Source organism: Pseudomonas sp. Tav-5-1A (assembly GCF_055755055.1).
The window spans coordinates 4,151,834-4,176,419 of sequence record NZ_CM146901.1; the positions used below are offsets into that span (position 1 = coordinate 4,151,834).

A 24,586-nucleotide genomic window follows, 5' to 3' on the forward strand; every position below is an offset into this window, starting at 1 on the left:
CCCCCCCCCGAGCCAAACCCATGCCCAACCCACCCTTCGCCCCCTACCAACACCTGGCCAGCGACCTTCTGGCCTGCTTACCCACCACCAACGACGGCTCCCACGACCTGTCGCACCATCACCGGGTATGGTCCAACGTCCGGCGCATTCAGCAGTGCGAAGGCGGCGACCTGGAGGTGCTGCTGGCCGCCACGCTGCTGCACGATTGCGTGGCGGTCGAGAAGGACTCGCCCCTGCGGGCCCAGGCCTCGACGCTTTCGGCGGAAAAAGCAGCTTCGGTCCTGACGGATAGAGGCTGGGAGCCGAGCCGGGTCGAACAGGTTGCCCATGCCGTGCAGGCCCACAGCTTCTCGGCAGGCGTCGCGCCCCAGACCCTGGAGGCGAAGATACTGCAAGACAGCGACCGCCTGGACGCCATTGGCATGGTGGGCGTGGCGCGCTGTTTCTACGTTGCCGGGCGCATGGGCTCGGCGCTGTACGATTTCACCAACCCCACGGCTGCTGATCGCGACTACCAGGACAAGCAGTTTGCCATCGAGCATTTCCACACCAAGCTGCTGACGCTCGCGGTCGGTTTCCAGACAGCCGAGGGCGCCCGCCTGGCTGCGGTGCGCCATGGGCGGCTGGAGTCATTCCTGGCGGATTTCATGGATGAGATTGAGGGGTGAAGACACTGGCGGTCGTCTGCCTGACTTGCTCGCGCAGCCATCGGTGCACAGGTTCGGCGTCGTGCCGGGGATGCCAGCTCATGGCGATACTGACCTGCGGCGTGGCCACTGGCAGCGCAAACACATGCAACTGGTTGGAGTGAGGACTCCAGCGGGCAAATGGCTCCGGTATGGCGGCGATGAAATCCGAGCTCATGGCCATGGCCAAGGCCGCCTGAAACGACGGCACCACAAGGGCCACGCGCCGCTTGGCGTTGACCGCCGCAAGTCCATGATCGATAGGGCCATCGGCCACACCACGCCGTGAGGCGTTGACGTGCGGCCAGGCAATGAACTGCTCGACACCGATGTGCTCAAGCGTGACCAGCGGGTGATCCGCCCTGACCACGCCCATGAACTGCGTCCTCAGTAGGGTTTGGGTCTTGATCTCCGGCGCGTCGCCATCGAGCACTCCCAGGTCCAGGTCCACCTCGCCGCTGCGCAACGCCTCCATGCTTTGCTGAGGGCGCAACACGAAGCGCAAGGTAATCCCCGGCGCCTGCTCCAGCAGCCGGGCGCACAGCGCCGCCGCCCAGGTCCCGATCACGCCATCGCTGGTACGCAGAGTGAAGGTCCGCTCGACTTGGGCAAGCTCGATATCCGGCGGCGCGAGGATACCCCGCACCTCTTCGATCAAGGTCCGCACCCGCTCCCGCAAATCCAGCGCCCGCTGGGTGGGCACCAGGCCTCGCCCTGCCGGCACAAACAACGGATCACCCAAGGCGTGGCGCAGATGCGCGAGGCGACGACTCATCGCCGGGGCGCTCAGATTCAGGCGCCTGGCCGCACCAGCAACGCTGCCCTCGTTGAGCAACGCGTCCAGGTCAATCAAGTGGTTGAGATCGAGGCTCTTCACGGTGGATCTGCACCTTAAGACAGGTATCGCCAGGCATCTGCTGCAAATGGCGCATGCATAGGTTGCTATCGTTGCAATTTATTTAATCAAGAGGTGCCGCAAAAATCCACCGAACTCATTCCTGACAAGGTGCCCGCCATGCCTGACTCGCGCAGCCTCCCCGTATCACGCCAAGCGCCCATCGCGGCGCTCTTGACCTCCTCACTTGCACCGCTGTGCGCCGTGGTCCTCTGGTCCGGCAACACCATCGTCACCAAGGCCGCCGCAGTGGCCATTCAGCCAGCCTCGATTGTGTTCTACCGCTGGCTGCTGGCGTTTGCGCTGCTCAGCCTGTTTGCCGGCAAAGGCGTGTGGCGCAACCGCCAGGTGGTGGCCCGGCACTGGCCCAAGCTGATGGTGTTGGGCGTGCTCGGCATGGCGGTCTATCAAGGGCTGGCGTACCAGGCAGCACTGACCACCTCGGCAATCAACATGGGCGTGCTGGTCTCGCTGGCGCCGCTGATGTCAGCGCTGCTGGCCTGCGCCATCGCACGCGAGGCCGTACCGGCACGCACACTTGCCGGGGCGCTGATATCGCTGGCGGGGCTGTTCTGGTTGACCAGCCAGGGGCACCCCATGCGCCTGTTCCAGCAAAACCTCACGCCGGGCGATGGCCTGATGCTGGTCGCCCTCTTCGCCAATGCGTTGTACGGCCTGCTGCTTAAGCGCTGGGCGTTGCCCCTTTCAACCTGGCAGCAACTGCAGGTGCAGGTCGGCTTCGGCGTGCTGGTGACGTTGCCGGTCTGGCTGATGAGCCCTATCTCACCAATAACCGCCGGCAACGCACCGCTGATTTTGTACGCGGGTATCGCCGCGTCGATCGGCGCACCGTTTTTCTGGATGAAGGGGGTTCGCCACTTGGGGGCGCCGAAGGCGTCGTTGTACCTGAACCTGGTACCGGTGTTAGTGGCCGTGGTGGCGTGTGGGGTATTGGGCGAGCAGTTGCATGCCTATCATGCGGTGGGTGGTGGGCTGGCGTTGCTGGGGGTGGGGGTGGGATTGCGGCTCAAGCGGGTCAACTGACGTTCACGGAGGGCATCAAATGAATCAGCCAGCAATACATTCCATAACAGCACTGCCCGAGAACATCGCGGTTTTGGAAAAAGAGGCCATCGCCGAGGGCTTCAGGTTTCTCACGCGCCTGGTTGCCGAATGGCAGTCCGGCGCCAATCGCTTCAACCGCACCGGCGAATGCCTCATGGCGGGTTTTATGGAGGGCCAGCTGATAGCGATTGGCGGTCTTACCCAAGACCCATTCGCAGCGCATGGCGTCGGCAGGCTGCGTCGGGTGTTCGTTGCCCGGGCGTTCAGGGGCCGGAACCTGGGCAGGCGCCTGGTCGAGCAGCTGGTTGCCCATGCCGCTCGACACTTCCGCGAGGTGCGCCTGTCCACCGATTCCTCCAGCGGCGCAGCCTTCTATAGTGCCTGCGGCTTTCAGGCGGTGGTGGATGAACAGGCGACTCATCACTGTGTGCTTGAGCCCACACGCTCTGCGTAGCAGCGGCCGCCAGGCCGCGTCACAGCCGCCCCAATAGCCCGTGGCAGAACATTTCCCTTCAGAGGGCGGGTGCTCTGACAGCCTTGCGAGCGTTCATCACGCGCTCGGTAGTCTCTTGCTCAGTGAGTAACCTGAGCGACAGCACCTTGACGATGAACGGGGGCCCCGCTGGCTCTCCACAGGCCACTTCGGCGCTACCGCCGATGGGCAGGTAACCATACGAAGTACTCGACGCGACCTCTTCCCCCGTCTCTCGGTCGACTATCCGCGCACGCGAAGCCCACGCACCGCTGGCGGCAACAGGGAACTGGGTGTTGACGTCGTATTGATACCTGGCCGTCGGGCTGTCCAGTTTTTCTGCTTCATGAACGTCTGGCCCACGGAGTACTTTCACGCCTGGGCGCGACGTGCGTTGCGTCTGAATTTCCTGAAGGTCTGTGTGAGTAAGTAGATAACTCGACAACGAAGAGTTTGCTTCAGGCATGTACAACAGCCTCACTTCTGGCAGCGTATGCTCGATCATCTGTTTTGCTTCACCACAGTTGATGGCCATGAAGTGCTCCAGCTTCGACTTTTGTTGCCAATAGCCCGTGGGGTGATGGAACCAATAGAAGTTAAACGCCAGCAACGCAGCCGCCAGCACAGCCACCTCCAGCCAGCCCGGCTTCAGGTAACCAGGCCAGGAAGGCCGTACTAGCTTTAGGACGGCGAACAGCATCGCCATCAGCCAACAGAAGTAACCCCAACCCAGGCCGGATATCGCCCCGTCCCCGTGAGCTTCGTCATAGATAATGCCGCTGCGGAACATGAACGTGCAGGCCAGGACCAACGCCACCACCGCCCAGCGTAATGCGCGGTGCGGGTTGGCGAGAGACAGCAGCACAGCCCCGAGGTAAAGAGGGTTGGCGAACCAGGAGAAGTGCCCGTCGATAAACCCGAGCCACCCTAGTGCGGCCGTTTCGACACCGTAGACGACCTTGGTGCCTTGGTAGTAAGCCGGCAAGGCAAGCGCGGGAAAGAACAGGGCGATGCTTATCCAGAGATAAGGCCTGAACGGCAATGTCGATCGAACCTGCGCTGGCATCCCGGCGCTTCCTTGCATGACGAGTAGACACACAGCATAGCCAAGCGATGAAAGGCCCAGGACGAACCGCCATTGCGCACTTAAGGTTCGTAGTTCGGCAACTCGATGGCATCCGCCTTCGGCGACAGGAGCTTGCCGAAAACGCCCTTGAACCCCGGCAAGGTCGCCAACCGCAACAGCGCATGCCCCACCGCGATGCCCGCCCGCGAATGCGGCGAGGCCAGCCGGGGGGCGAATGTGGGCACGCTTTGCGCCTGCGCCACGTAAGGCCGCATCAAGGTTTCATACGCCGCGAACGCCTGGGCGTGGTCGGCGTGACGCCCCAGCTCGCCGGCCAGCACATAGGCGCCGCTCAGGCCCAGGCTGGTGCCCATGCCACTGATGGGCGACGCGCAATAGGCAGCGTCGCCCACCAGCGCGACGCGGCCTTTGCTCCAGCGGGGCAGTTTCACCTGGCCCACGGCTTCCAGGTAAAGGTCGGGCGCATCGTCCAGTGCAGCCAGCACGCGCGGCGTCTCCCAGCCGGCGCCGGCGAACAATTGCCTGAGCAAGGCTTTCTGCTCGGCCTGGGCGAGTTTCTCGTAGCCACTGGGCGGCTGCTGGAAGGACAGGAAGGCGCGCGTGGTGCCGAGGTTGTCCGGGCGCAGGCACACGCAGCGGCCGCCCGGCAGGTTGTACCAGCGCATCGCCTGGCCATCGCTGGGCTGCCACGGCACGGTGAAATAGGCCGTATACAGGTCCAGGGAGCGGCGCGTGACCTCGTCGCCAAACACCTGGTTGCGCGTGGTCGAACCGATACCCTCGGCCACGATCACCAGGTCGTAGGCTTGTTCCGCGCCTTGGGCAAAACGCACGTGCACCTGCTCGCCGTCATCCACCAGCCGTTCAATGCTGTCGCCAAAACGATAGGTGACCTGATCCTGGCTGTGCTGGATCAACAGCTTGGCGAGTTCGCCGCGCAGGATTTCCAGCTCGGCTATCGGGCCCTTGCCGTCAAACGCGCCTACGCCGATGAACGCCTGGGTGTGGTTGGCGCGGTCAACGAAGGCGATGCCCTGCTCTGCGGTGGTGTGCGCCCGCACCTGCGCCTCCAGCCCCATGCGCTGCACCACCGTGCGGCCGGCGCCGCGCACGTCAATGGTCTGCCCGCCATCGCGGAAGGCAGGCGCCCGCTCCACCACGGTCACGTCCATGCCCTGGCGCGCCAGCCAGTACGCCAGGGTTGGCCCGGCAATGCTTGCGCCGGTCACCAGAATCTTTTGTGTTTTCATCAGGCGTGGTGGGCGCGTGGCAGGCTGCTGCGATAGACGCCGATCACCTGCCCCAGAAAGGCTTCGATCACGCGGCGGTCACCGCTGTCGAGGCCATGCAGCACGCTGCTCAAGCCCGTGAGCATGGGCGAGATATGTTGATAGGCCAGCGCCACCGACGCCGGCACCGGGCACACCAGCACCCGGCGTTTGTCATCGAGCTGGCGCTGGCGCACCACGTGCCCGGCCCGCACCAGCCGGTCGATGACCTGGGTGATGCCGGCGGTGGTCACCGCCAGCCGCGCGGCAAGTTCGGTGGGCGGCAAGGGCCCGTCGGTGATCAGGTGTTCGAGGGCGGCCATGTCGGTCTGGTTGATGCCCAGGGTGGCCGCCAGGTTACCGGCGGCGGCGCGGGTGAGGATGGCTATCTGCTGCAGCTGTTGGCCCAGGGGGTCGTTGGCGATCTGCAGGGTATGGGGGTCTTGGGCTGGGGATGGCTTCATGCGCGGGGTGTCCGGTGGGCAAGGGGCGCGGCTGCGATGAAGCCAAGCTAACACATAACTAGCTTGCTTAGCTAGTTACCATGCCTGTAGCAGCGGCCACCAGGCCGCGTCAGCAGCCGGCGCGTTTCACCTGGCGCACCGTGGTTGCAGGACGCCGCCTGCGGCAGCTGCTACGTGGTTAGCTTCCGGAGGTATCGGTGCCTGCCAATATCTCCGCCAGGTTGTGGAAATGCCCCTTCCCCGTAGTCGCCGTCGAGCCGCCGGCGGCGCTGCCCGCCTGCGTCAGGGCCTGGCTCAACGTTTGGTGCTGCACCAGCCAACCGGAGGCCGACTTTTCCTCCACGCTCACATTGTCCAGGAACGCCAGCGCCGCCTTGGCGCGGCCCACCGGGTCCTTCGCGTAAGGGTCGGTGAAGTTTTTCGCCTGGTCGGCCGGGCCGCTGTAATACCCCGTGGCCAAACGCCCCTGCTGCGTCATCAGCGCCTTGGCTGCGGTTTGCTCCTGGCTAGTGAAGTGCCCGTCCTTGTTGGTCGCCACTGCGTACAGCGAGCGGCGGTCGAGGTCGCCCATCGCCGAGTTGCGGTCGGTGTCAGTGCCGTCGTAGGGCTTGCCGCTTTTGGTCATCAGCGCGTACTTCTCGTCCAGGCGCTTGCGGGCGTCGGTGGCCACGTCGGCAAAACTCAGGCCCTTGGAGCTGGATACCGCGCCAGGCTGGGAGACGCCCAGGGCCAGGGCGTCGGCCGCCATGCCCGCGCGCGCGGGAAAATAGGCGGAATAACTGGCGATGGCGTGGCTGTAGTCGGCCGAGGTGCCGGACAGGCTCACGGCGTTGCCGGCGTTGCCGGCGTGCTGGGCGCTGCTGGCGGTGGCTTGTGCGGTGGCGCTGGAAGCGCTGGTGCTGCGCGTGGCCTGGCTGGCGTAGGCGGCCGCGGCGGTGTTGGACGAGTTGTTGTGGATGATCATGCGGCTTCCCTGTCGAGGCGACGGAGTTATTTTCATTGTCGACACAACAGTAGGCACTTTGTGTCAGGCATGAAATATTCTCGGCCGCCTGGGTGCCAACTTGAGGACCTGGTTGGCACCCGCCGCAGTGAAGCCATGGGGAATTATTTGCGGGGGCGGCACCACCTAACGCTGCTGGAACGCAACCTTCACCCCCAACGCAATAAACACCGTGCCAATGAATTTGCCCTCCCACTGCCGCAGCCTGGCGAGCCCCTTGGCCCAGCGGCTCAACGGACGAATGGCCAGTACGAGCAGGCTGGTATACAGCGCGCTGAGCCCCGAGAAGATCAAGCCAAGCACCGCAAACTGCGCCAGCGAAGAGCCCGAGGCTGGGTGAACGAACTGGGGCAGGAACGCCAGGAAGAAGATCGCGGTTTTCGGGTTCAACACTTCCGCCCCCACCGCCTGGGCGAAGGCCTGGCCGGGCGAGACAGTGGGCAGTTGGGTGACCCGCGTGGCACTTGCCTTGGCGAAGAAGGCGATAACGCCCAGGTAGATCAGGTAGCAGGCGCCGGCCACTTTGACGACGGTGAACGCCAGCGCCGAGGTCATGAGGATGGCCGACAGGCCCAGCGCAGCGCTCAAAGTGTGTATCAGGTCGCCTGCGGCGATGCCCAGCCCCGTGGCCATGCCCACGGGGCGCCCGCCTTGCAGGGTGCGGGTCAGCACCAGCAACACGGCGGGGCCGGGGATCAGGAACAGGCCAATGACGACAGCGACATACGTCACGATGGAAGCCAGGTCGAACATCGCGGACCACCTCAGGGCAGGAGAAGTCTCCAGTAATCCTGATCCGAAAAGCGAAAGCAACCTGCCGGGGCCGGGTCTGCCTTGGCGAACCGCAGGTGCGTTGGCGGGGTCATTATTTGAAATGCGATATTCCAGGAGCCCCCTGTGCCTCGACCTCCCCAGCGAACCGCACGCAAGGCTGCGTTCCTTGCGGACACCACGGCCTTGATCCTGTTCTTCACCACCACCGGCATCATCAATGAACGCTTCATTGCCGGCATGACGTGGGAACAAGTGCTGCACGCGCGGCTACTGGGCGCGGCCCTGATGGTGCCCGTCGCGCGGCCTTACGGCCTGTGGCGCGACCGGTTGATGACCCGTGCCGGCCCGGGCCGTGCGTCCAAGGTGCTGTGGGACAGCCTTGCCCTGGTCAGTTTCCAGGTGCCTATCTACGCCGCAATCATTGCCACCAGTGGCGCCTCGGCGGGCGGCGTGGTGCGCGGCACGCTTGGCGCGGCGTTGATGATGTTGTTGCTGGGGCGCCCCTACGGCGCCTTCCTTAACGCCGTGCGCAAGCTATTCGGCTTGCCACCGGGCGGCGACCGCCCCATGTCGCTCAACAGCTGACCCCCTGTAGCAGCGGCCAAAGGCCGCGTCCCCAGGCACCGCGGTTGTCCAGACAAACCCCGGTGGCGCAAGGACGCAGCCTTCGGCAGCTGCTACGCGATTGGGGATACCCCGAAGATCGCGATGCAGACGGTGCCATTTCAAGACAGTTGCCGGCACGCCCTAATCAATTAATGCAATTAATCATTTGAAAGCTATTTCAGTTCGAACGCGTCGTAGACCACCGCATTGCCCAGCCGCATGGCGCTGCCCACCCCGATCGTGCGGTTGAGCCACGCGTACCGTGGCGCCGACGTCTCGAACCTCAGCGTAATCCGAAACTGGTACTGGCCCGGGTCAACGTCCTCCCCAGCCGCGACCTTTTTCATCACCTCGGCCGGCCCGAACCGGTAGCCCTCGGTGCGCAGGTAAATCAAGGCGCCGTCGTCGGTCTGCAGCAGGTAGCGGGTGTCGATAACGGCCACGCCGTCGGGCGTGACCACCTGCCAGTCCGCGCCGTTGTCGAGAATGGTGCCCTTGAGCCGCGGGCCTTCGAAGTGGCCGCCGGTGATGGGGATGATGCGCCGGTTGCCCTGGCCGCTGGTAGCGCCCAGCTCCCAGATGGGCGCCACCAGATCAACGCTGAAACGCGCCAGCGGTTCCAGCTTGAGCGGTGGTGGGTCGTAGGTGGCGGCTTGGGTTATGCTGGCGCAGGCCGTCATGGCCAGGATGGGCAGTTGTTTGCGTAGGTTCATGGTGTAGGGCGAGCTCTCTTCTTTTTATATTAGATAACTTTATTAACCATTAAAGCGCAAGACGCGCGACCGAACCACCCCTTGACCGCACACATGGAGTTGCCGTGATCCCTGGATACCGCCTGCGCTTTTACTGTTTTCTCGGTGCCCTGTTCTGCCTGGCCAGCTGCTGGGTGGCGGCGCTTTCGCTAATGGACGGACTGACCCTGGGGCAATTCGATGCCGTGACGGGTTTCCGTCCGCACAAGATCAAGGAACACCTGGTGTTCAACCAACAGCCGTGGCGCTTTACGTGGTACCTGCTCGGCGAAGGTGCGCTGTGCGTTGCGGGGGGCGGCGCAGGCCTGGCGTTGGCCTGGGTGGTGCTGCGCGGGCGGCGTGCGTTCAAGCGTTGGCCGCAGGGTTTTTAGGAGAACGGCGACGGTTTGAAGAAAATGTCACGCGTACGTTTCCGGAAACAAAAGCCCTAAGCAAGTGCCTAGGAACCCGCCTGCAAATTCTGGGATAGTGGGCAACGAGCCTGCCGTGTTCGGGCTCGTCTTGTTGCAAACACAGTGTCTTATGGCAGCTGTGCGCGGGGCATCTCCGGATGCGCCGGGTTCCTGGTGTCCCGGTTGACCAACCCTCGCATGGCTGCCACCCATTTGATGGGTGCGGGGGCTGGCACCCATTCCGAGCTACTGACTTGGTCGATGGCATGAGCGCCGCCAAGTAATCTTTTCCGCAACCACTGCCGCCAGACTGCGCTGACGGGTAGGTACACCGGAACTCCCCAGCGCGTCTGAAACCCCGTGCAGCCAGCCGGCACCGGCTACGAGAATGTGACAGCACTTCAGTAGCACATTTTTGGCAACAAACGCTATCGGAAAAATCCTAGGAAAAATCCTACAACTCCTGCGATAATCGAATAATTAGCTTACATTTTCACGCTTGCGCCTGTTCCCCTCGGTAACTAACCTCCCCTTTGCCGCTGACTGATAGCGGCCGGGTTTGGTCACCCGACGGTCAACAGACGCAAAGCGTCGCCATTTCGTGCCAGCCCTTTCTGGGCCGGCACGATGCTTTATGGCAGCTGTGCGCGGGGCATCCTCGGATGCGCCGGGATCCTGTTGCCCCGGTTGACCAACCCTCGTATAGCTGCCACCCCTTTGTTTGGTCACATTGACTGGCAGCTCCGTTAATCCAACAGGAGCTACATCATGGTCAAACCCACCCCCGATCCACCCTGCAACAAATCCCCCCATCACCGCACCGCCCCACCTCCCGGCCGGGCGACCACAAGGATTTATTCACAGGGAATTTGATCATGAGCGACTTTCTAGAAACCACCGCCCTGCCCTTCGGTATGCGCGACTCCCAGCAGCAACCCTTCTTCAGCGTGAACCCGGGCATCAGCCTGGAAGACACGCTGTGCCACCTGGCGCATTTGCTGCGCTGCGCGTACGACTCGGCCTACGAGCTCACCGACGGCGACGGCGTTGAAAAAGGCCTGGCGTGGTCGGCGCTGCACCACATCGAAGGCGCCAAGGGCCTGGTCGATGCGCTGATCGCCGTCAGGTAGCCCGCTGCGTCGCCGCGGCCTGGCGGCAGCGGCGGCGCTGCTATATCGCCATCACCGACCCTGCGGGGGTAAAATCGGCGCTTTTTACGCGTATCGAACGGATGCCCAATGAGCACTGGCAAAGCCGCAGGACTTTTATTACTCACCTCTTTCCTGGCCGCATGCAGCGTTTCCCCGCCCCGCACCCCGGATGACATCTGCGGCATCTTCCGCGAAAAGGACAGCTGGTACGACGCCGCCAAGGCCACCCAGCAGCGCTGGGGCGTGCCGATCCAGGTGCCGTTCGCCATCATGTACCAGGAATCGGCCTTCCATCAGGACGCCAAGGCGCCGCGCAAATACCTGTTGTGGGTGATCCCCTGGGGCCGCGTGACCACCGCCGCCGGCTACGCCCAGGCCAAGGACGAAGGCTGGAACGACTACCGCAAAAGCACCGGCCACAGCGGCGCCAGCCGCAAGGACTTCGACGACGCCATCGATTTCGTCGGCTGGTACATGGACAAGACCTACACCATCAACGGCGTGTCCAAGTGGGACGCCTATGACCAGTACCTGAACTACCACGAGGGCTGGGGCGGCTACCGGCAGCGCACCTACGCCAGCAAGGCGTGGCTGCCGGCGGTGGCGGGCAAGGTGCAGGCGCGCTCGCAGATGTACGCGCAGCAGTATGCGGGGTGCAAGGCTGATCTGGACCGGGGGTTCTGGAGCCGGTTGTGGCATTGGTTGTGAGGCGCTGATTCCCTGCGTAGCAGCGGCCGCCAGGCCGCGTCCACAAGCGCCGCGTTTTCTCCAGCTATACCGCGTTGGGGCGGACGCAGCCTGCGGCAGCTGCTACGTCCCTTGGGGAGCTACTCGATGAACCGCCGACGCCCCGCCATCACCGCAAAAAAGATCTGCAGGCAAGCCGCCGCCAACAGCATCCACAACGACACCTGCCAGCTCCCGTAAACACTATGCAGCCACCCCGCCAGGAACGGCCCCGCCGCCCCCAACCCATACCCCACGCATTGCGCCATGGCCGACAGCGCGCTGGCCTGGTGATGGTCACGCACCCGCAGGCCGAACAGAGTCAAGCAGGTGACCATCGACATCCCAGCCCCAACCCCGGCGAACACCAGCCAGACCAACGCCAAGGACGGCACCCACAGCAAGCCCGCCATGCCCACCACGATCGCCAGCGAGCAGATCAGCCCCAGCAGCCGCTGGTCCTGCAGGCGCTTGATGGCAACGGCAGTCGACAGGTTGGCCAGCACCGCCACGGCCTGATAGGCAAAGAGGTGCGCACCCGATTCGGAGGGGCCAATACCCACCGAGGCGGCCATGGCGGGATACCAGTCAATCAGCGTGTAGAAGGTCACCGTCTGCAGAGCCATGAACATCGACACCTGCCAGGCAATGGCACTGCCCCACACCGACTTGGGCGGCGGCGGTGCCACGGCGCTGGCACCGCTGCGGGCCTGACGCAGGTGGGGCAACCAGCACAGGATGGCCACCAGCGCCAACGCAAACCACAGCCCCAGGGACAGCTTCCAGGTGTAGCCCGTCAACGCGGACAACTGCGCTGACACGCCGCTGGCCAGTGCCGCCATCAACGCCATGGTCGCGGCATACAGGCCGACACACAACGCGGCCTGGGCCGGGAAGTCGCGCTTGACCAGTGGCACCACCAGCACGTTGGCCGTGGCAATGCCGGCACCGATCAGCAGCGTGCCAGCCCAAAGCCCAGTGAGCGTGCCGCTGGAGCGAATAAGGCAGCCAGCGGCGATCAGGCAAAGCGCACCGAACAGCGCCTGCTCCAGCCCGAAGCGACGCGTGAGCCAGGGGGCCAACGGCGAGGCAGACGCAAACATCAGCAAGGGCAAGGCGTTCAGCAAGCCAGCGGCGGCGGCGCTAAGGGCGAAGTGCTGTTGCACCTGCTCGAGCACAGGGCCAAGGGATGTGATGGGCGCACGCAGGTTTGCAGCGATCAGCAGGATGCCGATCAGCAACGAGGAGGTAAAAAGAGAGGTTCCAGCACGAACGGCTGGCGAAGAAGTAGCCATGGCAACCACGCACAACGAGGGGACGGATCTGTCCCGGGTGTGCGTTGGTTGACGTTAACGCTTACGCAGAGCGCTGGGTAGCGCAATGTCTGGGGTAACGGTATCAAACAATTGCGGTGCGGTTCAACGGGCGTGGCGATCTGCCGCGTGCTGCACTGCTATCGCCGCTGCAAGCCACCAGGTCGAACCTTCAATGAATTTTCTTTCATTGAAAAACACTCCAGCCCACCACAACCGGGCCGACACACCGTCCGTAGAACTTTCAACAAACCATCTGTAAGGATACAAGAGTGGGCGTTTCCCAAGCTACAATCGCATTCCGTCGTCCGCAGGCAGACTTCAACCCTGAGCAGGTCGTTGCCCGGGTATTCAACAAGCGCGTTGAAGTACTGCCCCAACGCCCTCCGCGCTTTGACGCCGAAGCAGCTGACGAGGTGGTTGTGGAGCAATACGGCGATACCTGGGTGATCAGCAGTGCAGCGCTGGCCATGCCGCTTCTGGAACAGCCGCACGCCCTCACCCGCGACTTGCATCGAAGCCTTGGCTCGCCTGCAATGATCGTCCCGTTTTGCCAGTACGAATCTGGAGGCACCTACGGCTACGCGCTCATAGAGAACGGCGTGCTGACGCGGTCACGGCTACAGAATCTCGATAACCCAGCCCAGCAATTCGGGCCGTTGAAACCGTTTGAAGCGCGCTGGGCGTCAGCCGAGTTTTACCTTGAGGAAGATGATTGCCCCGAGGATGAGCGGCAGAAGATCTACTACCTGGGCGATCGCGAGGTGGAAGTGCCGGAACATGGGCTGGCGAGTCGCCTGGGATATGAGGCATTGATGGAGTATGTCGGAATTTGCCCTTGGGACAATTCGCTTGAACCGCGTGTGTGGTATTTGCGGTTGCATGATCAGCCGGTGGCGCGCAAGGCTTGGTGGAAAGTGTGGTAAGCGGCCTTTTTACAGGATTCGCAATAGCGTGATGATCGATATCACCCACCTCTTCCATACCATACGGAATCTTCAGGCACGCTCATGAAATCGCCACCCTCAACCAGGCTCGGGACACCCGCGCCTTGCACGAGGCACTAGACGAGCTTCCCGCCACGGCGCTCATCGAACTACTGGGTGAGCCTTGGCATCAGCTCCATGAAGACATTGCACAGGGGTTGGATTGCTTGCAGACCCACGGGCCAGCGAGGCGCTGCTGCGACTAGCCTTGCACCCGGCTGCCTACCTGACGGGTTGGGGTGTTGCAGCGCAGTGTCAGCGCAAATGTGCGTACGCCCTTGCCCAACTGGGGACTGAGGCGTCGCGCCATGCGCTGCAGGTGCTGGTGCAGAGTGCTGACTTGGGGTTGCAGGCTTTTGGCGAGGAGGGATTGGCCCATTGGGCCTTAGGTTCTGTCCGAAATCCTGAAAAACTGTAGTTGTCAACTGATTCCGGAGACTGAATTGAGTTTTTCCTCTGCGGCTGCAGGCGGTAGCCCTTCGTTGAATTGATGCGGTCGCCGCCAGTTGTACTGCTCCATCAAAAACCGACTGATATCTTGCTGTGCCAGCACAGCGCTCATGTAGCCCACCGGCGGTATCCATTCAGTCTTCAGGCTGCGAAATAGCCGCTCCATCGGCGCGTTGTCGTGGCAGTTGCCGCGCCGACTCATGCTCTGCGTGAAGCGGTATCTCCATAGTCTCTGTCAGAAACTCCGGCTGCCGTATTGGCTGCCCTGGTCGCTGTGAAACAGCACATTCTGAGGCCGGCCACGCTGCTCATAGGCCATATCCAATGCCCTGATTACCAGGTCGGCATCAGGCTTGGCTGAGAACGCCCAACCTACAACACGGCGGGCACAAAGATCGATCACCGCTGCCAGATAGTGCCATCGACCTTCGGCCCAGACGTACGTAATGTCACCGCACCAGACCTTGTTGGGGGATGCCACGCTGAACTCTCGATCAAGTACGTTCGGGATATCGGGTCGCTCCACGGTGGCCTTTTTGTAGGCATGGGAGCCCGGTTGTTTGCTGATCAGGTTCATCTCGCGCATCAACTTACGTACCTTGAATCGCCCGATTTGCATGCCGTCCTCTTTCATCATCAGCATGATGCTTCGACTACCCGCAGCGCTTCGGCTTTGGGTAAACAGTTCGTTGACGCGGCTGCGCAAAATCACCCGTTCGGCATCAGGGGATCGGCGTTTTCGAAGGTATGCGTAGTAGCAAGATCGGGTGACTTCAAATACCGAGCACAATAGATCAACCGGCTCCTCGGAGCGAAGCCGATCGACTAACGCGAGCGCTCGTGTTCCTCGGCCATCAAGAGCGCGGTAGCCTTTTTTAGGATCGATTTTTCCCGTTCCAGACGATTGATTCGGGCTTCCAATTCTTGGATTTTTTGCTGCTCAGGTGTTAACGCCTTGCTGGTCGGGGTGACACCGCCACGTTCTTGCTGGAGCTGGTTCACCCAACGACGCAAGGCCGACTCAACCAGCCCAAGCGAACGGGCTGCCTCGGTATGGCTGTAGCCTTGATCGAGCACCAGGCACGCAGCCTCGCGCTTGAACTCAGGGGTAAAGGTACGACGTTGCTTGGTCATCAGACACCTCTCTGTGGCGAGCATTCTCGCCTAAATGGGTGTCCGGTTTCATTAGACCACCACGGCCACGTCCCATCTGGTTCAGTGCAACGTTTGAGGCTGCAGTTGCAGAGCGGCCTCGCTTATGAGCATCGCCTTATCCTTGGAAATATTCGAGTTCGCCTTGCCTAAACTTTGTGCAAGGCGGAACAAGCTCTGCATCTGCATCTGCAGCTCGTCATCGGAGATAATATCCAGTGTATCGCGGAGATCGGGGTGCTGGGCGATCAGCAGGCTGCGGTACTCCCGAATTGAGTCATCCATGGCGGCATCCTCCTTTGCATTACGAAGAATTTTAGTCTGCACTTTTGGAGTAAATAGTCCGCTCATCGGCAGCATGAGCCAACCTGAGGATGTCATTGCGCCCTCCCCAGCCGTCCGGCTTCGGGCAATCGAGGCTTGCACTCACCGGCTTGAAGACTCACTTCCCGCAAATGCAAGCGGAGCGCGCAGACGTGAGGATGGAAGCCCGCTAGGGCCAAGACGCACCGCGGCTTGGTTAACGACAGCCGTCCGCGCAGCGGCACGCACTAGATCGACGTTGCGCAACGGTACGTACCCTCCGAAACCACCGCCGCTTTCTTGAAAACCTCGAAAGCTTATAGTTGCTATAACTGAGCCAGCATCCTCAGTAACCCTATTCGGATCAGCGGTAAGCCGATAGGTGAGTTACCCCGGCCAGAGGCTCAATCACGCCAACGGCGATTTCTACCTTTCCATTCTCCAACCGGGCTAGCGAAATCACATTGTTATCGTGGAGCACAAACCTCTGGCCTTCCTCAACACCAGGGTAGCGATCGGCAACCTGGTAATCCACGTAGTAGGCAAGGTGCTTCATTAACTGGGTGTCGTTGATGGTGACATTCATGGCGATCTGCAGGCCTTGCCCGACAAAACCAGTGACCAAGATCCCGGCGACAAAATGGGCCATGAATCGAAGGGACATGTTGGCTACCGCAGAGCCTGGCTGGCCTAAGAAAAGAACTCCCATCCGCTCCTCCATCCAACCACGGATTAGCTTGGCACCTGGAATTCTTGATGCGAGCCATGCGGATTCCGAGACCGACACAGCGGCCACACACCCCAATGCGATAGCGAAACAGACGACGCTCAACAGCAATACATACAGTAACAACGCACAGACGACGGCCGACACAGCGATCGTCCCATCGAAATCTTTGGACGGGAGCCCGGTGGCCAGCGCAACGACCCATCGTGCCGCCACGTAGGCCGCGAGCAGCACGCCAGCGTGCACAAAGGTCATCACTGTGCGACTGAACTCGTGGCGCACAACCCATGCGACGAACTTTGCGAGCCACAGACAAAATCCAGCACAGATGAGTCCGCAACCTAGATAGAGCAGAAATGGAGATTCTGTCTTTTCGTGAAAAATGACCACCTTGAATGTGGCTAGAAGTGCCACACCAATACCTAGCCGGTAGAAGTGATAGCAGAGTGGGAGCGATGGCCAAAGCTTGGCTGACAGCCAATTTGAGAGGGATCTGAGCATTTTTGAATATTCGACTACATGGATTTGACTGAAACGACTACTACATACCGGTATTTCTTCCTCGCCGCCTTCACCGCTTCTTGTTCCGCCAAGAGCTTACTAAGCGTGTCGGCTTCGTGAATCAGCTCAAACGTTTTGCCTTCAAACTCATTGCCGACGCGAAGCGTCACTCGCAGCCTAGGAGTGAAGGCTTTGGCCACCTTTTTCTTGGTCGCAGGCGGTGCTACCGGCTTCGTGAAGACTAAGTCGACAGCGGGCTCGGGAGGTGGCGGTGCCGTAGGTTGAATAGTGGGCGCGGCAGTGCCGAACAAGGCACGCCGCATTTCTTCTTCTGTCAAATCTCGGGTCATCAATGTCTCGACGGGGAAGCATAGCTGCTTCCCCAATTATATCAGCGTGGGCAGTGCCCTGCCCTCTGTGATCAATGTATCGGCTACGTTCTCCTAATTCGGGAGGCAGAAGCGCACCTGGATCATGCTCATTTTCTGAATCAGAGCTGGCAGGCAACAACGTGACAGAAGCGAGAGATCGAGGAAACTAATCCCAGAACTCGCTCGATGGAAAATCATTGATTGAATCCTCAATCAGACCATCATCCTCTGCAGCCTTCAGGCGAACGGTCATCGATGTCGACACTAGCTGCCACCGATAGTCTCGAAACCTCACATCGAAGGTCATGGCTGCATCGAAGCACTCAAACTGCTGTCCATAGCGAAATGATTCGATGCGTGTCAGATCGGCAGTGGCCGAGGCAATCAGTACACCTCTATCAGGGTCGTACTGCCTTTCGGCGAGTAGATTAGAGATGTGAACCCTGACTTCCGGAGTATTGCGGTTAAGTTCGTCCTGAACGGCCCAGCGGATCACCTCCTCTTCCAAAGCGTTTGCCACCTCCGGCAGGAAAATAACGTCTGAAAACTTCTCAACGCCGAACGTGAAGCGAAGCAGCCGGGCATCCTCTCGAGCTCCTGATGCCACGCTCTGCAACTCATGATAGCTGGAGAATCCTGCGCCAATTGAAAGCCGCTTACGCGCCACCGAAAGTTGCCAGCCCTGCTGCTGGGCAATGGCTTTGGAAAGAGACTTGAATACGTTAAGTGCGGATAAATTAGACATGACATTCCTCGTGCCATGGACGCGATGACCGATTGCCTGCTCACCGGTCTGTCCATGAATGGGATTGCCATAGGTATTGGGAGGAATAAAACGATGGGCTCTTGCTGCGCGTAACAGGCGCCAGGCGACCATCACCGCCCGTGAAAGAAGATATCGAAACGGGCCAGGAAAACAAGATTTCCTGCTTCACTTGGCGTCCCCGACTGGACGCTGGGCTCCTGACCATCACACCGGCGCAAGCTCCCAACTGGGCATTGGTAGCGAAGCGCTAGCTTGTGCTTTGTCAGACACATATTCTTGAGTCATTTGCATACCACCCCCTAGGTACATATGACCACGCCATACACCTCTGGCCCCTCACTTCTGGCACCATCCGGAGACCCCAAGCGACAGGCCGTTAATGCGCTGAGGGGCTACGCGTACCAACTGTACGTGAGTGCATTGGCATGGATTCGATTGGAAGCTGGGCATCGTCTGTATCTCGAGGTAGCCGAAGACTATGCCATCGTGGCGAAGGACTCGGTGACAGGCGTCCAGGTTAAAGACACTGCCGGGTCGGGCACGATCACTATCAACTCCCAGGATGTCCGTGAGGCTTTGGATAACTTCTTGGATCTGGTTGAACGCAACCGGAATGCGCAAGTCACCCTACGCTTCCTCACCACCTCTTCCATCGGCTTGGAACGAGAGGTAGCTCACAGAATAAATGGCGAAGCTGTTCTCCACTATTGGGCAAGAGCAGCACGAACTGCAGAGGTTAGACCCCTTAGGGAAGCGATTCTCAGAGCTAATGTCTCAGACCGCCTGACTACATTCATTATTGCCCGAACCGACGACGAGCTGCGTCGCGATCTCCTCCAAAAAATAACGTGGGACTGTGGAGAGCCAGGCATTGCAGACGTTAAGCAGGAGCTATCAGTTGCATTGGTTGCGTACGGCAGTGACCGCCTTCGACTCTTGCCGACTGAATCAGAACCGTTAGCGGCAGCCGTCCTTGAAGCCGTCTTGGAGACCGTGCTTCGCTCAGAGCCCACTGCAAGGTATGTGGATGCAGGTTCACTTTTAAAGCTCTGCGAACAAGCAGGCCGAACCTCGCTGCCGCCTGGCATGCTCGAGGGGCTAATACATCAGGGGATGACTCAAGGTCAGAGGCAGCCAACTGAACTGGCAATGGCTGTGATGGAAAACGTGGCCGACTTACCAATGCCAGCTGATGTTCTGCCTCGAGCTGATGTAGTGCAGACGGTGATAGACGTCTTGAACAAATCCTCGGTTGCCATCCTTTCAGCTGGAACAGGAATGGGCAAGTCGGTGCTTTCTAGATTGTCTGCTGCAGCATACGGTGGAGATTGGACGCTTGTCGATCTACGAAATGCCCCCCCACAGGAGTGCGAATACAGGCTTAACAGGGCCCAAGGGGAAGCGGTCACAAAATCGCTTACAGGGATCATCCTGGATGACCTCAACGCGCTGAATCAACCGCAGTTTGCCTCCAGCTTTGGCCGATTCCTACGTGCCCTGAACAGGAGCAATATTGCTTGCATTATCACCTGCTACAAAGACCTGACATCGGGTTCGATTGACAGGCTTGGGCTGGATTTGGGCACATCACTTCGAGTTCCTGCGCTTAGCCAGTCGGAAGTCGCCAGCCTTGTGCAGAAAGCAGGGGGCGACCCAAAGTTGTGGGCATTCTTCGTTCGATATACCGGCGGAAACGGGCACCCGCAGTTGGTGCGAGCAGTTCTGGCTGGGTTGAAGCTGAGAGGATGGCCTTCATCTGACCTTTCCGAGCCAGCCGCGACCAATATTGGGGCAGACGTCGAAGGCGAGCGCGAAGCGATACGTCAAACACTTGTAGAGAGAATGGACGAGCAAGCCAGAAAGTTTCTCTATCGAACAAGCTTGGCTGTAGGGCGTTTCAAGCGCCAAGCCGCGCTGCAACTTGGGGAAATCTCCCCTCCTATTCAGTCCGCTGGGGAATACCTTGATGCTTTGATCGGGCCGTGGATTGATAGCCTTGGTGCGGGGGTGTTGAGAATATCTCCACTCATAGCGAACGCAGGTGAAAACGTGTTGTTGCCGGGTGAACAAGCTTCTGTTCATCAAATGTTTGCGAACCAACTGTGGGCAGATGGGAATCTTGACGTACGGACTGTTGATGATCTATTCATCCATAGCCTCAAGGGAAAGAGTAACCGTCTGGTTCAATTGGGAGGTGCGCTCCTAAGAACGAGGGCGGAACAACTAGAGGTGATTGCGCAATGGTTCCCAAGCTTACGTTTCGCCTCGCTCGAAACCCCAATTGTCCCCAACGACCTCGCAAAATCCTTCCTGTTTAGGCTCAATCAATTCGTACTGTGTGCAGCAATCGACGGCAAGACATCTCACCCAGTGAACGTCTGGCGCACACTCGAGGCAGAAACGCAGGCCTTCCCACCTGAGGCCAGAACAACGTACCGCATCATGGCGATAGGGAAAGCTCTTTGCATCTCTAACCTCTCCTCAATTCTGCCTGACTGGTTCAGCATGCTACGCGAGCTCAGTATTGCAGTGAAAAAGGAGCCACGATTCGGCACCTCAATTCCCGCTTCGGAGACAAATGGGGGTCTATTCATTTCACAAGCAATGCATGTTGGCAGCGTCAAAGCACAGCTAGCTCTGTTTGAAGAATTGAACGACCTGGTTGAGAAAGAGCGTGAGGAATATCTCGGATTCACCCTCCAGACCCGAGGTGGAACTGCAGCGCTGGTAAACGGCCCGTGGCTAGAGGAAGTTCGATTAGGGACGATCGACGGACGCGACGCCTCCGAAGCCTACCAACAAATGGCGGCGCTAAGCCGTTCTTGGGGCCACCCTCCCCTGACGATACTGCTGCTGGTTGCAGTCTCCATAATGCTTGATGAATATGCCGGCGAGCCCCAGTTCGCGCTGGATGTGGTTAAGCAGGCAGAGTTGGAGTTTGGAAATAGCCTCGATCTTGCGAGAGCAAGGTCAAAAATCTTCCTCCGACAACATAGACATCACGACGTCGTATCGATACTACGTGACACAGAGCCAAGGCTTAGTGAGTTTGAGCCATTAGAGCGGATGTTTCTGAGAAGAGAGGCCGGCATCAGCATGGCAAAAACCGGCGACTGGAGTGGCGCCGCCACTCAATTCTCACTAGCCGCCACAGATGCATCTCTGGGTCAAATCGAAAACTCAAAAGCCATGAATCTTGGCCTAAGGGCCGACGCCGCACTTGCGTTTTATAAAGCGCATGATGTCGCATCAGCTGTCGAAATCTACAGAGAAATATTGGGACGATTGCCAGACATTGATCAAGAAACATCGCTGCAGTCGATCTATTGCAGCCGGGTAATTCGTCACGGATTACTCTGGCTCCATGTTCAGACGATCGGAGCCGCAGACGAAGCCTTGGTAAACGGGGAACCAACTGCCATGGTTCCTGGGATGTGCAGCAACCCGACACCACCTGATGGCATGCACGAGCTTCCGAGATCGACCCAAGACGCTGCCTGGTACCTTTTCCTCACGCTGGAAGCGGAGGTGACGGGGCCTACCCATGCACTGCTTCAACTGGAGAAAAGGCTTGGAGGCAAAGCGGCTCCAACATTCGATTTAACCTTCAGGTCATACGTAATCAATAGAGCCATAGAAAATGCGACAGCAGAAGGCTTTGCTGAGCAAATGCACCGGTGGCTTGATTTTGTAGCGTATTCCTTTCCCGAAGGGAATAAGCCTGCCCTACAACTCAGCTCGAACCCCCATTTCGCAACCGTTCCGAGGCTTCCCGCCGAAGCACTACAGACAGATCGATATCTTCAGATCATGCGTGCAGCCATTTTTTCTTTCGGTGTGTCCGCAGCGGTTTCCAGCTCGAGAACGGCGCTAGAGAAACTGCGCGAAAACCTCAAAGATTACAAAGGTTTAAACTACTGCGTAAGCTGGGTTGATCAAATGCTAAAGCCGAACCTTGATGATCAATACTTCTTTATAACGAATTCGATCCATACAGTGCTCACGCGCGACGAGCTGTTTCCTGCTCAACTCTTCGAAGCAACGCTGCGTTTCCTGATAATGGCCAACGAATCTCAATTTCGAAGAGCAATTGAACCCCCTGTCGTTCACTGGGCACAAAGCCACTGGAGAAGCCAAATAAAATCTAAGCTGGCGTTCAACAACGCCAACTACGTCATCCCACAAATCCGAACCGCTCTAGAGATTCCAGGTCTAGCTGGGGTCGCTGCGGTAATCCTGGCGGCTGAGTACGGGATTAACGTAAGGCTGAACGAAAAGCTGCGCGAGACGTGTAGAAAAATCGCAGAAGATATTTCCTCCTGATGTTGTCTAACCTGTGTGGACATTCTTTCCCGAGGACACGAGCGGGAAAATGTCTGCGCTAATGGCCTCGGCAATGTTTCCCTCATGGCGGCAATAGGACTTTCGACAAATGGAGAGCTATGAGGTCTCTGTAGTGGTCTAATGAAACCGGACACCCATTTAGGCGAGAATGCTCGCCACAGAGAGGTGTCTGATGACCAAGCAACGTCGTACCTTTACCCCTGAGTTCAAGCGCGAGGCTGCGTGCCTGGTGCTCGATCAAGGCTACAGCCATACCGAGGCAGCCCGTTCGCTTGGGCTGGTTGAGTCGGCCTTGCGTCGTTGGGTGAACCAGCTCCAGCAAGAACGTGGCGGTGTCACCCCGACCAGCAAGGCGTTAACACCTGAGCAGCAAAAAATCCAAGAATTGGAAGCCCGAATCAATCGTCTGGAACGGGAAAAATCGATCCTAAAAAAGGCTACCGCGCTCTTGATGGCCGAGGAACACGAGCGCTCGCGTTAGTCGATCGGCTTCGCTCCGAGGAGCCGGTTGATCTATTGTGCTCGGTATTTGAAGTCACCCGATCTTGCTACTACGCATACCTTCGAAAACGCCGATCCCCTGATGCCGAACGGGTGATTTTGCGCAGCCGCGTCAACGAACTGTTTACCCAAAGCCGAAGCGCTGCGGGCAGTCGAAGCATCATGCTGATGATGAAAGAGGACGGCATGCAAATCGGGCGATTCAAGGTACGTAAGTTGATGCGCGAGATGAACCTGATCAGCAAACAACCGGGCTCTCATGCCTACAAAAAGGCCACCGTGGAGCGACCCGATATCCCGAACGTACTTGATCGAGAGTTCAGCGTGGCATCCCCCAACAAGGTCTGGTGCGGTGACATCACGTACGTTTGGGCCGAAGGTCGATGGCACTATCTGGCAGCGGTGATCGATCTTTATGCCCGCCGGGTCGTAGGCTGGGCGTTCTCAGTCAAGCCTGACGCTGAGCTGGTGATCAAGGCATTGGATATGGCCTATGAGCAGCGTGGCCGGCCTCAGAATGTGCTATTTCACAGCGATCAGGGCAGCCAATACGGCAGCCGGAGTTTCCGCCAAAGACTATGGAGATACCGCTTCACGCAGAGCATGAGTCGGCGCGGCAACTGCCACGACAACGCGCCGATGGAGCGGCTATTTCGCAGCCTGAAAACTGAATGGATACCGACGGTGGGCTACATGAGCGCCGCGTTGGCTAAACAAGATATCGGTCGTTTTCTGATGGAACGGTACAACTGGCGGCGACCGCATCAATTCAACGAAGGATTAGCGCCTGCCGTTGCCGAGGAAAAACTTAACGCAGTGTCCGGGATCAGTTGACCACTACAGAGCGCGGATGCGGAGAGACAGACGGAAGCTGACCAGGGTCTGTTACCTACGCAAATTTGAGTCGACTCCGCATCCATGAGGCACACGCACTAAGATAGGACGTTAGTGCTTGTACAGCTTAAACGCCCGATCAATCCAAACGACGTGAAAAATCCGCCCACTACGGTAGCCAACCATCGGCACCAAATCGTAGGCCCTGAACGCCAATAGGCGGACCTCTTCCGTGATAAAGGCAGGCAACGCGGCCTTTAAACTGCCCCTATCAATGATTTCGGTGCCTAGGCCGTGCCGCTCCTGCTGGCGAATGTCTTTCCAGGAGAGGCTGCTGAGTTTTCTCAGTTTATCCAGCATCTTCGACCGTTCTTCTTGCTGGCAGTCTTGAATGCACCAGCCCTTCTGCAGGTATTCGAAGGAAAATACCGGTGGGCGGGCGTCCGAATCATCGAGTTCCACGGGTGAAGTGCGTGCCTTGATCTGAGAGCCATGCGAGTCCCGTCGCTTGATTCTGTCCCTGGCCACGGTCAGTTCACCAGATGTTCGCGGAAATAATGCTCCATCTGCTGCTGGGGGATCTCGCGGCTGTACTCACCTTCGGAGTAGTTTTCACGCCAGGGGTCTTCCTCATGGGTGAGCTGGCGTAACTTCCATGCGGAATATTGGCCATAGACGCCAAACACCTCTTCGATGAGGCGGCGTTCGTCAACGCTCAGCACCTCAGGATCGAATGCCACATCCGGTGGAATCGGGTTTGATCCCCGGTCCCGGAATTGACGGTACAGAGCAGGTACCACAGGCCCGTGCATCCACGCTTCAATGGGCTCGTCGAACAGTGGCGTGCCGCGCAGGGCCAAGCTGAACCCTTGAGCGTAATACACCAATTTCTGAAGCTTTAGATTCGAGATCTCACCCCCTTCCCCCTCAAGGTTCAGGAAGTAGTTGGCTACGTCTGCGCTGCTTGGCATTTTGCCTCCCCTTTCGTGATACGAGT

The 24,586-nt window shown here is 59.4% G+C and carries 25 protein-coding genes and 1 pseudogene; 11 read left to right on the forward strand and 15 right to left on the reverse strand.

What is annotated here, in order from left to right:
• The first annotated feature begins 20 nt into the window (after positions 1-20).
• On the forward strand, positions 21-668 hold the full coding sequence (locus AC0J42_RS18845) for an HD domain-containing protein (RefSeq protein ID WP_473003036.1): 648 nt from the start codon (positions 21-23) through the stop codon (positions 666-668).
• Here AC0J42_RS18845 and AC0J42_RS18850 read toward each other — a convergent pair.
• Complete coding sequence (locus AC0J42_RS18850; RefSeq protein ID WP_473003037.1) at positions 646-1,563, reverse strand: LysR family transcriptional regulator; 918 nt, start codon at positions 1,561-1,563, stop codon at positions 646-648. The genes AC0J42_RS18845 and AC0J42_RS18850 overlap by 23 nt on opposite strands.
• 138 nt (positions 1,564-1,701) lie before the next feature.
• Between AC0J42_RS18850 and AC0J42_RS18855 the strand changes: the two genes are divergently transcribed.
• Together AC0J42_RS18855 and AC0J42_RS18860 are read left to right on the forward strand one after the other, a co-directional pair.
• Positions 1,702-2,625: a DMT family transporter gene (locus tag AC0J42_RS18855; RefSeq protein WP_473003039.1), complete on the forward strand. Its 924-nt coding sequence runs from the start codon at positions 1,702-1,704 to the stop codon at positions 2,623-2,625.
• A 175-nt stretch (positions 2,626-2,800) separates the two neighbouring features.
• The gene (locus AC0J42_RS18860; protein ID WP_473006879.1) at positions 2,801-3,100 is read left to right on the forward strand and encodes a GNAT family N-acetyltransferase; all 300 of its coding nucleotides are present in this window, start codon (positions 2,801-2,803) and stop codon (positions 3,098-3,100) included.
• 58 nt (positions 3,101-3,158) lie between these two features.
• Here AC0J42_RS18860 and AC0J42_RS18865 read toward each other — a convergent pair whose 3' ends face one another.
• The 5 genes from AC0J42_RS18865 to AC0J42_RS18885 form a co-directional block, all read right to left on the reverse strand.
• Entirely contained in the window at positions 3,159-4,184 is a 1,026-nt protein-coding gene (locus AC0J42_RS18865) for a hypothetical protein (RefSeq protein ID WP_473003041.1), read from the reverse strand.
• A gap of 80 nt (positions 4,185-4,264) precedes the next feature.
• Entirely contained in the window at positions 4,265-5,455 is a 1,191-nt protein-coding gene (locus tag AC0J42_RS18870) for an FAD-dependent monooxygenase (RefSeq protein ID WP_473003043.1), read from the reverse strand.
• Entirely contained in the window at positions 5,455-5,937 is a 483-nt protein-coding gene (locus AC0J42_RS18875) for a MarR family winged helix-turn-helix transcriptional regulator (protein WP_473003045.1), read from the reverse strand. Before AC0J42_RS18875 ends, AC0J42_RS18870 begins: the two co-directional genes overlap by 1 nt.
• 178 nt (positions 5,938-6,115) lie before the next feature.
• Positions 6,116-6,901 carry a hypothetical protein gene (locus AC0J42_RS18880; RefSeq protein ID WP_473003047.1) on the reverse strand — a complete coding sequence of 262 codons (786 nt, stop codon included), beginning with the start codon at positions 6,899-6,901 and terminating at the stop codon, positions 6,116-6,118.
• Positions 6,902-7,066: 165 nt separating this feature from the next.
• A complete protein-coding gene (locus AC0J42_RS18885) occupies positions 7,067-7,693 on the reverse strand; it encodes a LysE family translocator (protein WP_473003049.1) in 627 nt (208 codons plus the stop codon).
• A gap of 144 nt (positions 7,694-7,837) precedes the next feature.
• Here AC0J42_RS18885 and alaE point away from each other — a divergent pair, with 144 nt between their 5' ends.
• Positions 7,838-8,299, forward strand: coding sequence for an L-alanine exporter AlaE (gene alaE / locus AC0J42_RS18890; protein ID WP_473003050.1), 462 nt, complete (start codon positions 7,838-7,840; stop codon positions 8,297-8,299).
• A gap of 194 nt (positions 8,300-8,493) precedes the next feature.
• Here the strand turns inward: alaE and AC0J42_RS18895 are convergent, their stop codons facing one another.
• The gene (locus AC0J42_RS18895; RefSeq protein ID WP_473003052.1) at positions 8,494-9,033 is read right to left on the reverse strand and encodes a DUF3237 domain-containing protein; all 540 of its coding nucleotides are present in this window, start codon (positions 9,031-9,033) and stop codon (positions 8,494-8,496) included.
• A 104-nt stretch (positions 9,034-9,137) separates the two neighbouring features.
• On the opposite strand from AC0J42_RS18895, the gene AC0J42_RS18900 reads away from it, so the two are divergent.
• From AC0J42_RS18900 to AC0J42_RS18910, 3 genes are all read left to right on the forward strand, one after another.
• Complete coding sequence (locus AC0J42_RS18900; RefSeq protein WP_473003055.1) at positions 9,138-9,443, forward strand: hypothetical protein; 306 nt, start codon at positions 9,138-9,140, stop codon at positions 9,441-9,443.
• Between the two features lie 896 nt (positions 9,444-10,339).
• Positions 10,340-10,594, forward strand: coding sequence for a DUF3077 domain-containing protein (locus AC0J42_RS18905; protein ID WP_473003057.1), 255 nt, complete (start codon positions 10,340-10,342; stop codon positions 10,592-10,594).
• 108 nt (positions 10,595-10,702) lie between these two features.
• A complete protein-coding gene (locus AC0J42_RS18910; RefSeq protein ID WP_416425062.1) occupies positions 10,703-11,323 on the forward strand; it encodes a transglycosylase SLT domain-containing protein in 621 nt (206 codons plus the stop codon).
• 119 nt (positions 11,324-11,442) lie between these two features.
• Here AC0J42_RS18910 and AC0J42_RS18915 read toward each other — a convergent pair whose 3' ends face one another.
• On the reverse strand, positions 11,443-12,636 hold the full coding sequence (locus AC0J42_RS18915; protein ID WP_473003059.1) for an MFS transporter: 1,194 nt from the start codon (positions 12,634-12,636) through the stop codon (positions 11,443-11,445).
• A 290-nt stretch (positions 12,637-12,926) separates the two neighbouring features.
• Between AC0J42_RS18915 and AC0J42_RS18920 the strand changes: the two genes are divergently transcribed.
• Both AC0J42_RS18920 and AC0J42_RS18925 read left to right on the forward strand, forming a co-directional pair.
• Complete coding sequence (locus AC0J42_RS18920; protein ID WP_473003061.1) at positions 12,927-13,580, forward strand: hypothetical protein; 654 nt, start codon at positions 12,927-12,929, stop codon at positions 13,578-13,580.
• A 268-nt stretch (positions 13,581-13,848) separates the two neighbouring features.
• Entirely contained in the window at positions 13,849-14,058 is a 210-nt protein-coding gene (locus tag AC0J42_RS18925; RefSeq protein WP_473006880.1) for a hypothetical protein, read from the forward strand.
• A gap of 3 nt (positions 14,059-14,061) precedes the next feature.
• Here AC0J42_RS18925 and AC0J42_RS18930 read toward each other — a convergent pair.
• The 5 genes and pseudogenes from AC0J42_RS18930 to AC0J42_RS18950 form a co-directional block, all read right to left on the reverse strand.
• Positions 14,062-15,224: pseudogene (locus tag AC0J42_RS18930) on the reverse strand (IS3 family transposase).
• 81 nt (positions 15,225-15,305) lie between these two features.
• Entirely contained in the window at positions 15,306-15,602 is a 297-nt protein-coding gene (locus AC0J42_RS18935) for a hypothetical protein (RefSeq protein WP_473003062.1), read from the reverse strand.
• A 307-nt stretch (positions 15,603-15,909) separates the two neighbouring features.
• Positions 15,910-16,686, reverse strand: a complete 777-nt coding sequence (locus AC0J42_RS18940; protein ID WP_416425069.1) for a hypothetical protein — start codon at positions 16,684-16,686, stop codon at positions 15,910-15,912.
• 101 nt (positions 16,687-16,787) lie between these two features.
• Entirely contained in the window at positions 16,788-17,123 is a 336-nt protein-coding gene (locus tag AC0J42_RS18945; protein WP_416425070.1) for a hypothetical protein, read from the reverse strand.
• Between the two features lie 187 nt (positions 17,124-17,310).
• The gene (locus tag AC0J42_RS18950) at positions 17,311-17,889 is read right to left on the reverse strand and encodes a hypothetical protein (RefSeq protein WP_473003064.1); all 579 of its coding nucleotides are present in this window, start codon (positions 17,887-17,889) and stop codon (positions 17,311-17,313) included.
• A 330-nt stretch (positions 17,890-18,219) separates the two neighbouring features.
• Here AC0J42_RS18950 and AC0J42_RS18955 point away from each other — a divergent pair, with 330 nt between their 5' ends.
• Both AC0J42_RS18955 and AC0J42_RS18960 read left to right on the forward strand, forming a co-directional pair.
• Positions 18,220-22,233 carry a hypothetical protein gene (locus AC0J42_RS18955; RefSeq protein WP_473003067.1) on the forward strand — a complete coding sequence of 1,338 codons (4,014 nt, stop codon included), beginning with the start codon at positions 18,220-18,222 and terminating at the stop codon, positions 22,231-22,233.
• A gap of 193 nt (positions 22,234-22,426) precedes the next feature.
• Positions 22,427-23,589, forward strand: a protein-coding gene (locus AC0J42_RS18960; RefSeq protein ID WP_473002671.1) for an IS3 family transposase whose coding sequence is annotated in 2 segments (ribosomal slippage) — positions 22,427-22,682 and positions 22,682-23,589 — 1,164 coding nt in all. Because the reading frame shifts where the segments join, the coding sequence is not laid out codon by codon here.
• 111 nt (positions 23,590-23,700) lie between these two features.
• On the opposite strand, the gene AC0J42_RS18965 is transcribed toward AC0J42_RS18960, so the two are convergent.
• Positions 23,701-24,051: a hypothetical protein gene (locus AC0J42_RS18965; RefSeq protein WP_416425080.1), complete on the reverse strand. Its 351-nt coding sequence runs from the start codon at positions 24,049-24,051 to the stop codon at positions 23,701-23,703.
• Between the two features lie 68 nt (positions 24,052-24,119).
• Positions 24,120-24,560: a Panacea domain-containing protein gene (locus AC0J42_RS18970; protein WP_416425081.1), complete on the reverse strand. Its 441-nt coding sequence runs from the start codon at positions 24,558-24,560 to the stop codon at positions 24,120-24,122.
• Positions 24,561-24,586 lie beyond the last annotated feature (26 nt).

Bases quoted from the DNA above. Each gene is read 5' to 3' on its own strand.
- AC0J42_RS18845 (WP_473003036.1), top strand. From the start codon at position 21: ATGCCCAACCCACCCTTCGCCCCCTACCAACACCTGGCCAGCGACCTT.
- AC0J42_RS18855 (WP_473003039.1), top strand. From the start codon at position 1,702: ATGCCTGACTCGCGCAGCCTCCCCGTATCACGCCAAGCGCCCATCGCG.
- AC0J42_RS18860 (WP_473006879.1), top strand. From the start codon at position 2,801: ATGGCGGGTTTTATGGAGGGCCAGCTGATAGCGATTGGCGGTCTTACC.
- AC0J42_RS18865 (WP_473003041.1), bottom strand. From the start codon at position 4,184: ATGCCAGCGCAGGTTCGATCGACATTGCCGTTCAGGCCTTATCTCTGG.
- AC0J42_RS18870 (WP_473003043.1), bottom strand. From the start codon at position 5,455: ATGAAAACACAAAAGATTCTGGTGACCGGCGCAAGCATTGCCGGGCCA.
- AC0J42_RS18875 (WP_473003045.1), bottom strand. From the start codon at position 5,937: ATGAAGCCATCCCCAGCCCAAGACCCCCATACCCTGCAGATCGCCAAC.
- AC0J42_RS18880 (WP_473003047.1), bottom strand. From the start codon at position 6,901: ATGATCATCCACAACAACTCGTCCAACACCGCCGCGGCCGCCTACGCC.
- AC0J42_RS18885 (WP_473003049.1), bottom strand. From the start codon at position 7,693: ATGTTCGACCTGGCTTCCATCGTGACGTATGTCGCTGTCGTCATTGGC.
- AC0J42_RS18895 (WP_473003052.1), bottom strand. From the start codon at position 9,033: ATGAACCTACGCAAACAACTGCCCATCCTGGCCATGACGGCCTGCGCC.
- AC0J42_RS18905 (WP_473003057.1), top strand. From the start codon at position 10,340: ATGAGCGACTTTCTAGAAACCACCGCCCTGCCCTTCGGTATGCGCGAC.
- AC0J42_RS18910 (WP_416425062.1), top strand. From the start codon at position 10,703: ATGAGCACTGGCAAAGCCGCAGGACTTTTATTACTCACCTCTTTCCTG.
- AC0J42_RS18915 (WP_473003059.1), bottom strand. From the start codon at position 12,636: ATGGCTACTTCTTCGCCAGCCGTTCGTGCTGGAACCTCTCTTTTTACC.
- AC0J42_RS18935 (WP_473003062.1), bottom strand. From the start codon at position 15,602: ATGCTGCCGATGAGCGGACTATTTACTCCAAAAGTGCAGACTAAAATT.
- AC0J42_RS18945 (WP_416425070.1), bottom strand. From the start codon at position 17,123: ATGACCCGAGATTTGACAGAAGAAGAAATGCGGCGTGCCTTGTTCGGC.
- AC0J42_RS18950 (WP_473003064.1), bottom strand. From the start codon at position 17,889: ATGTCTAATTTATCCGCACTTAACGTATTCAAGTCTCTTTCCAAAGCC.
- AC0J42_RS18955 (WP_473003067.1), top strand. From the start codon at position 18,220: ATGACCACGCCATACACCTCTGGCCCCTCACTTCTGGCACCATCCGGA.
- AC0J42_RS18970 (WP_416425081.1), bottom strand. From the start codon at position 24,560: ATGCCAAGCAGCGCAGACGTAGCCAACTACTTCCTGAACCTTGAGGGG.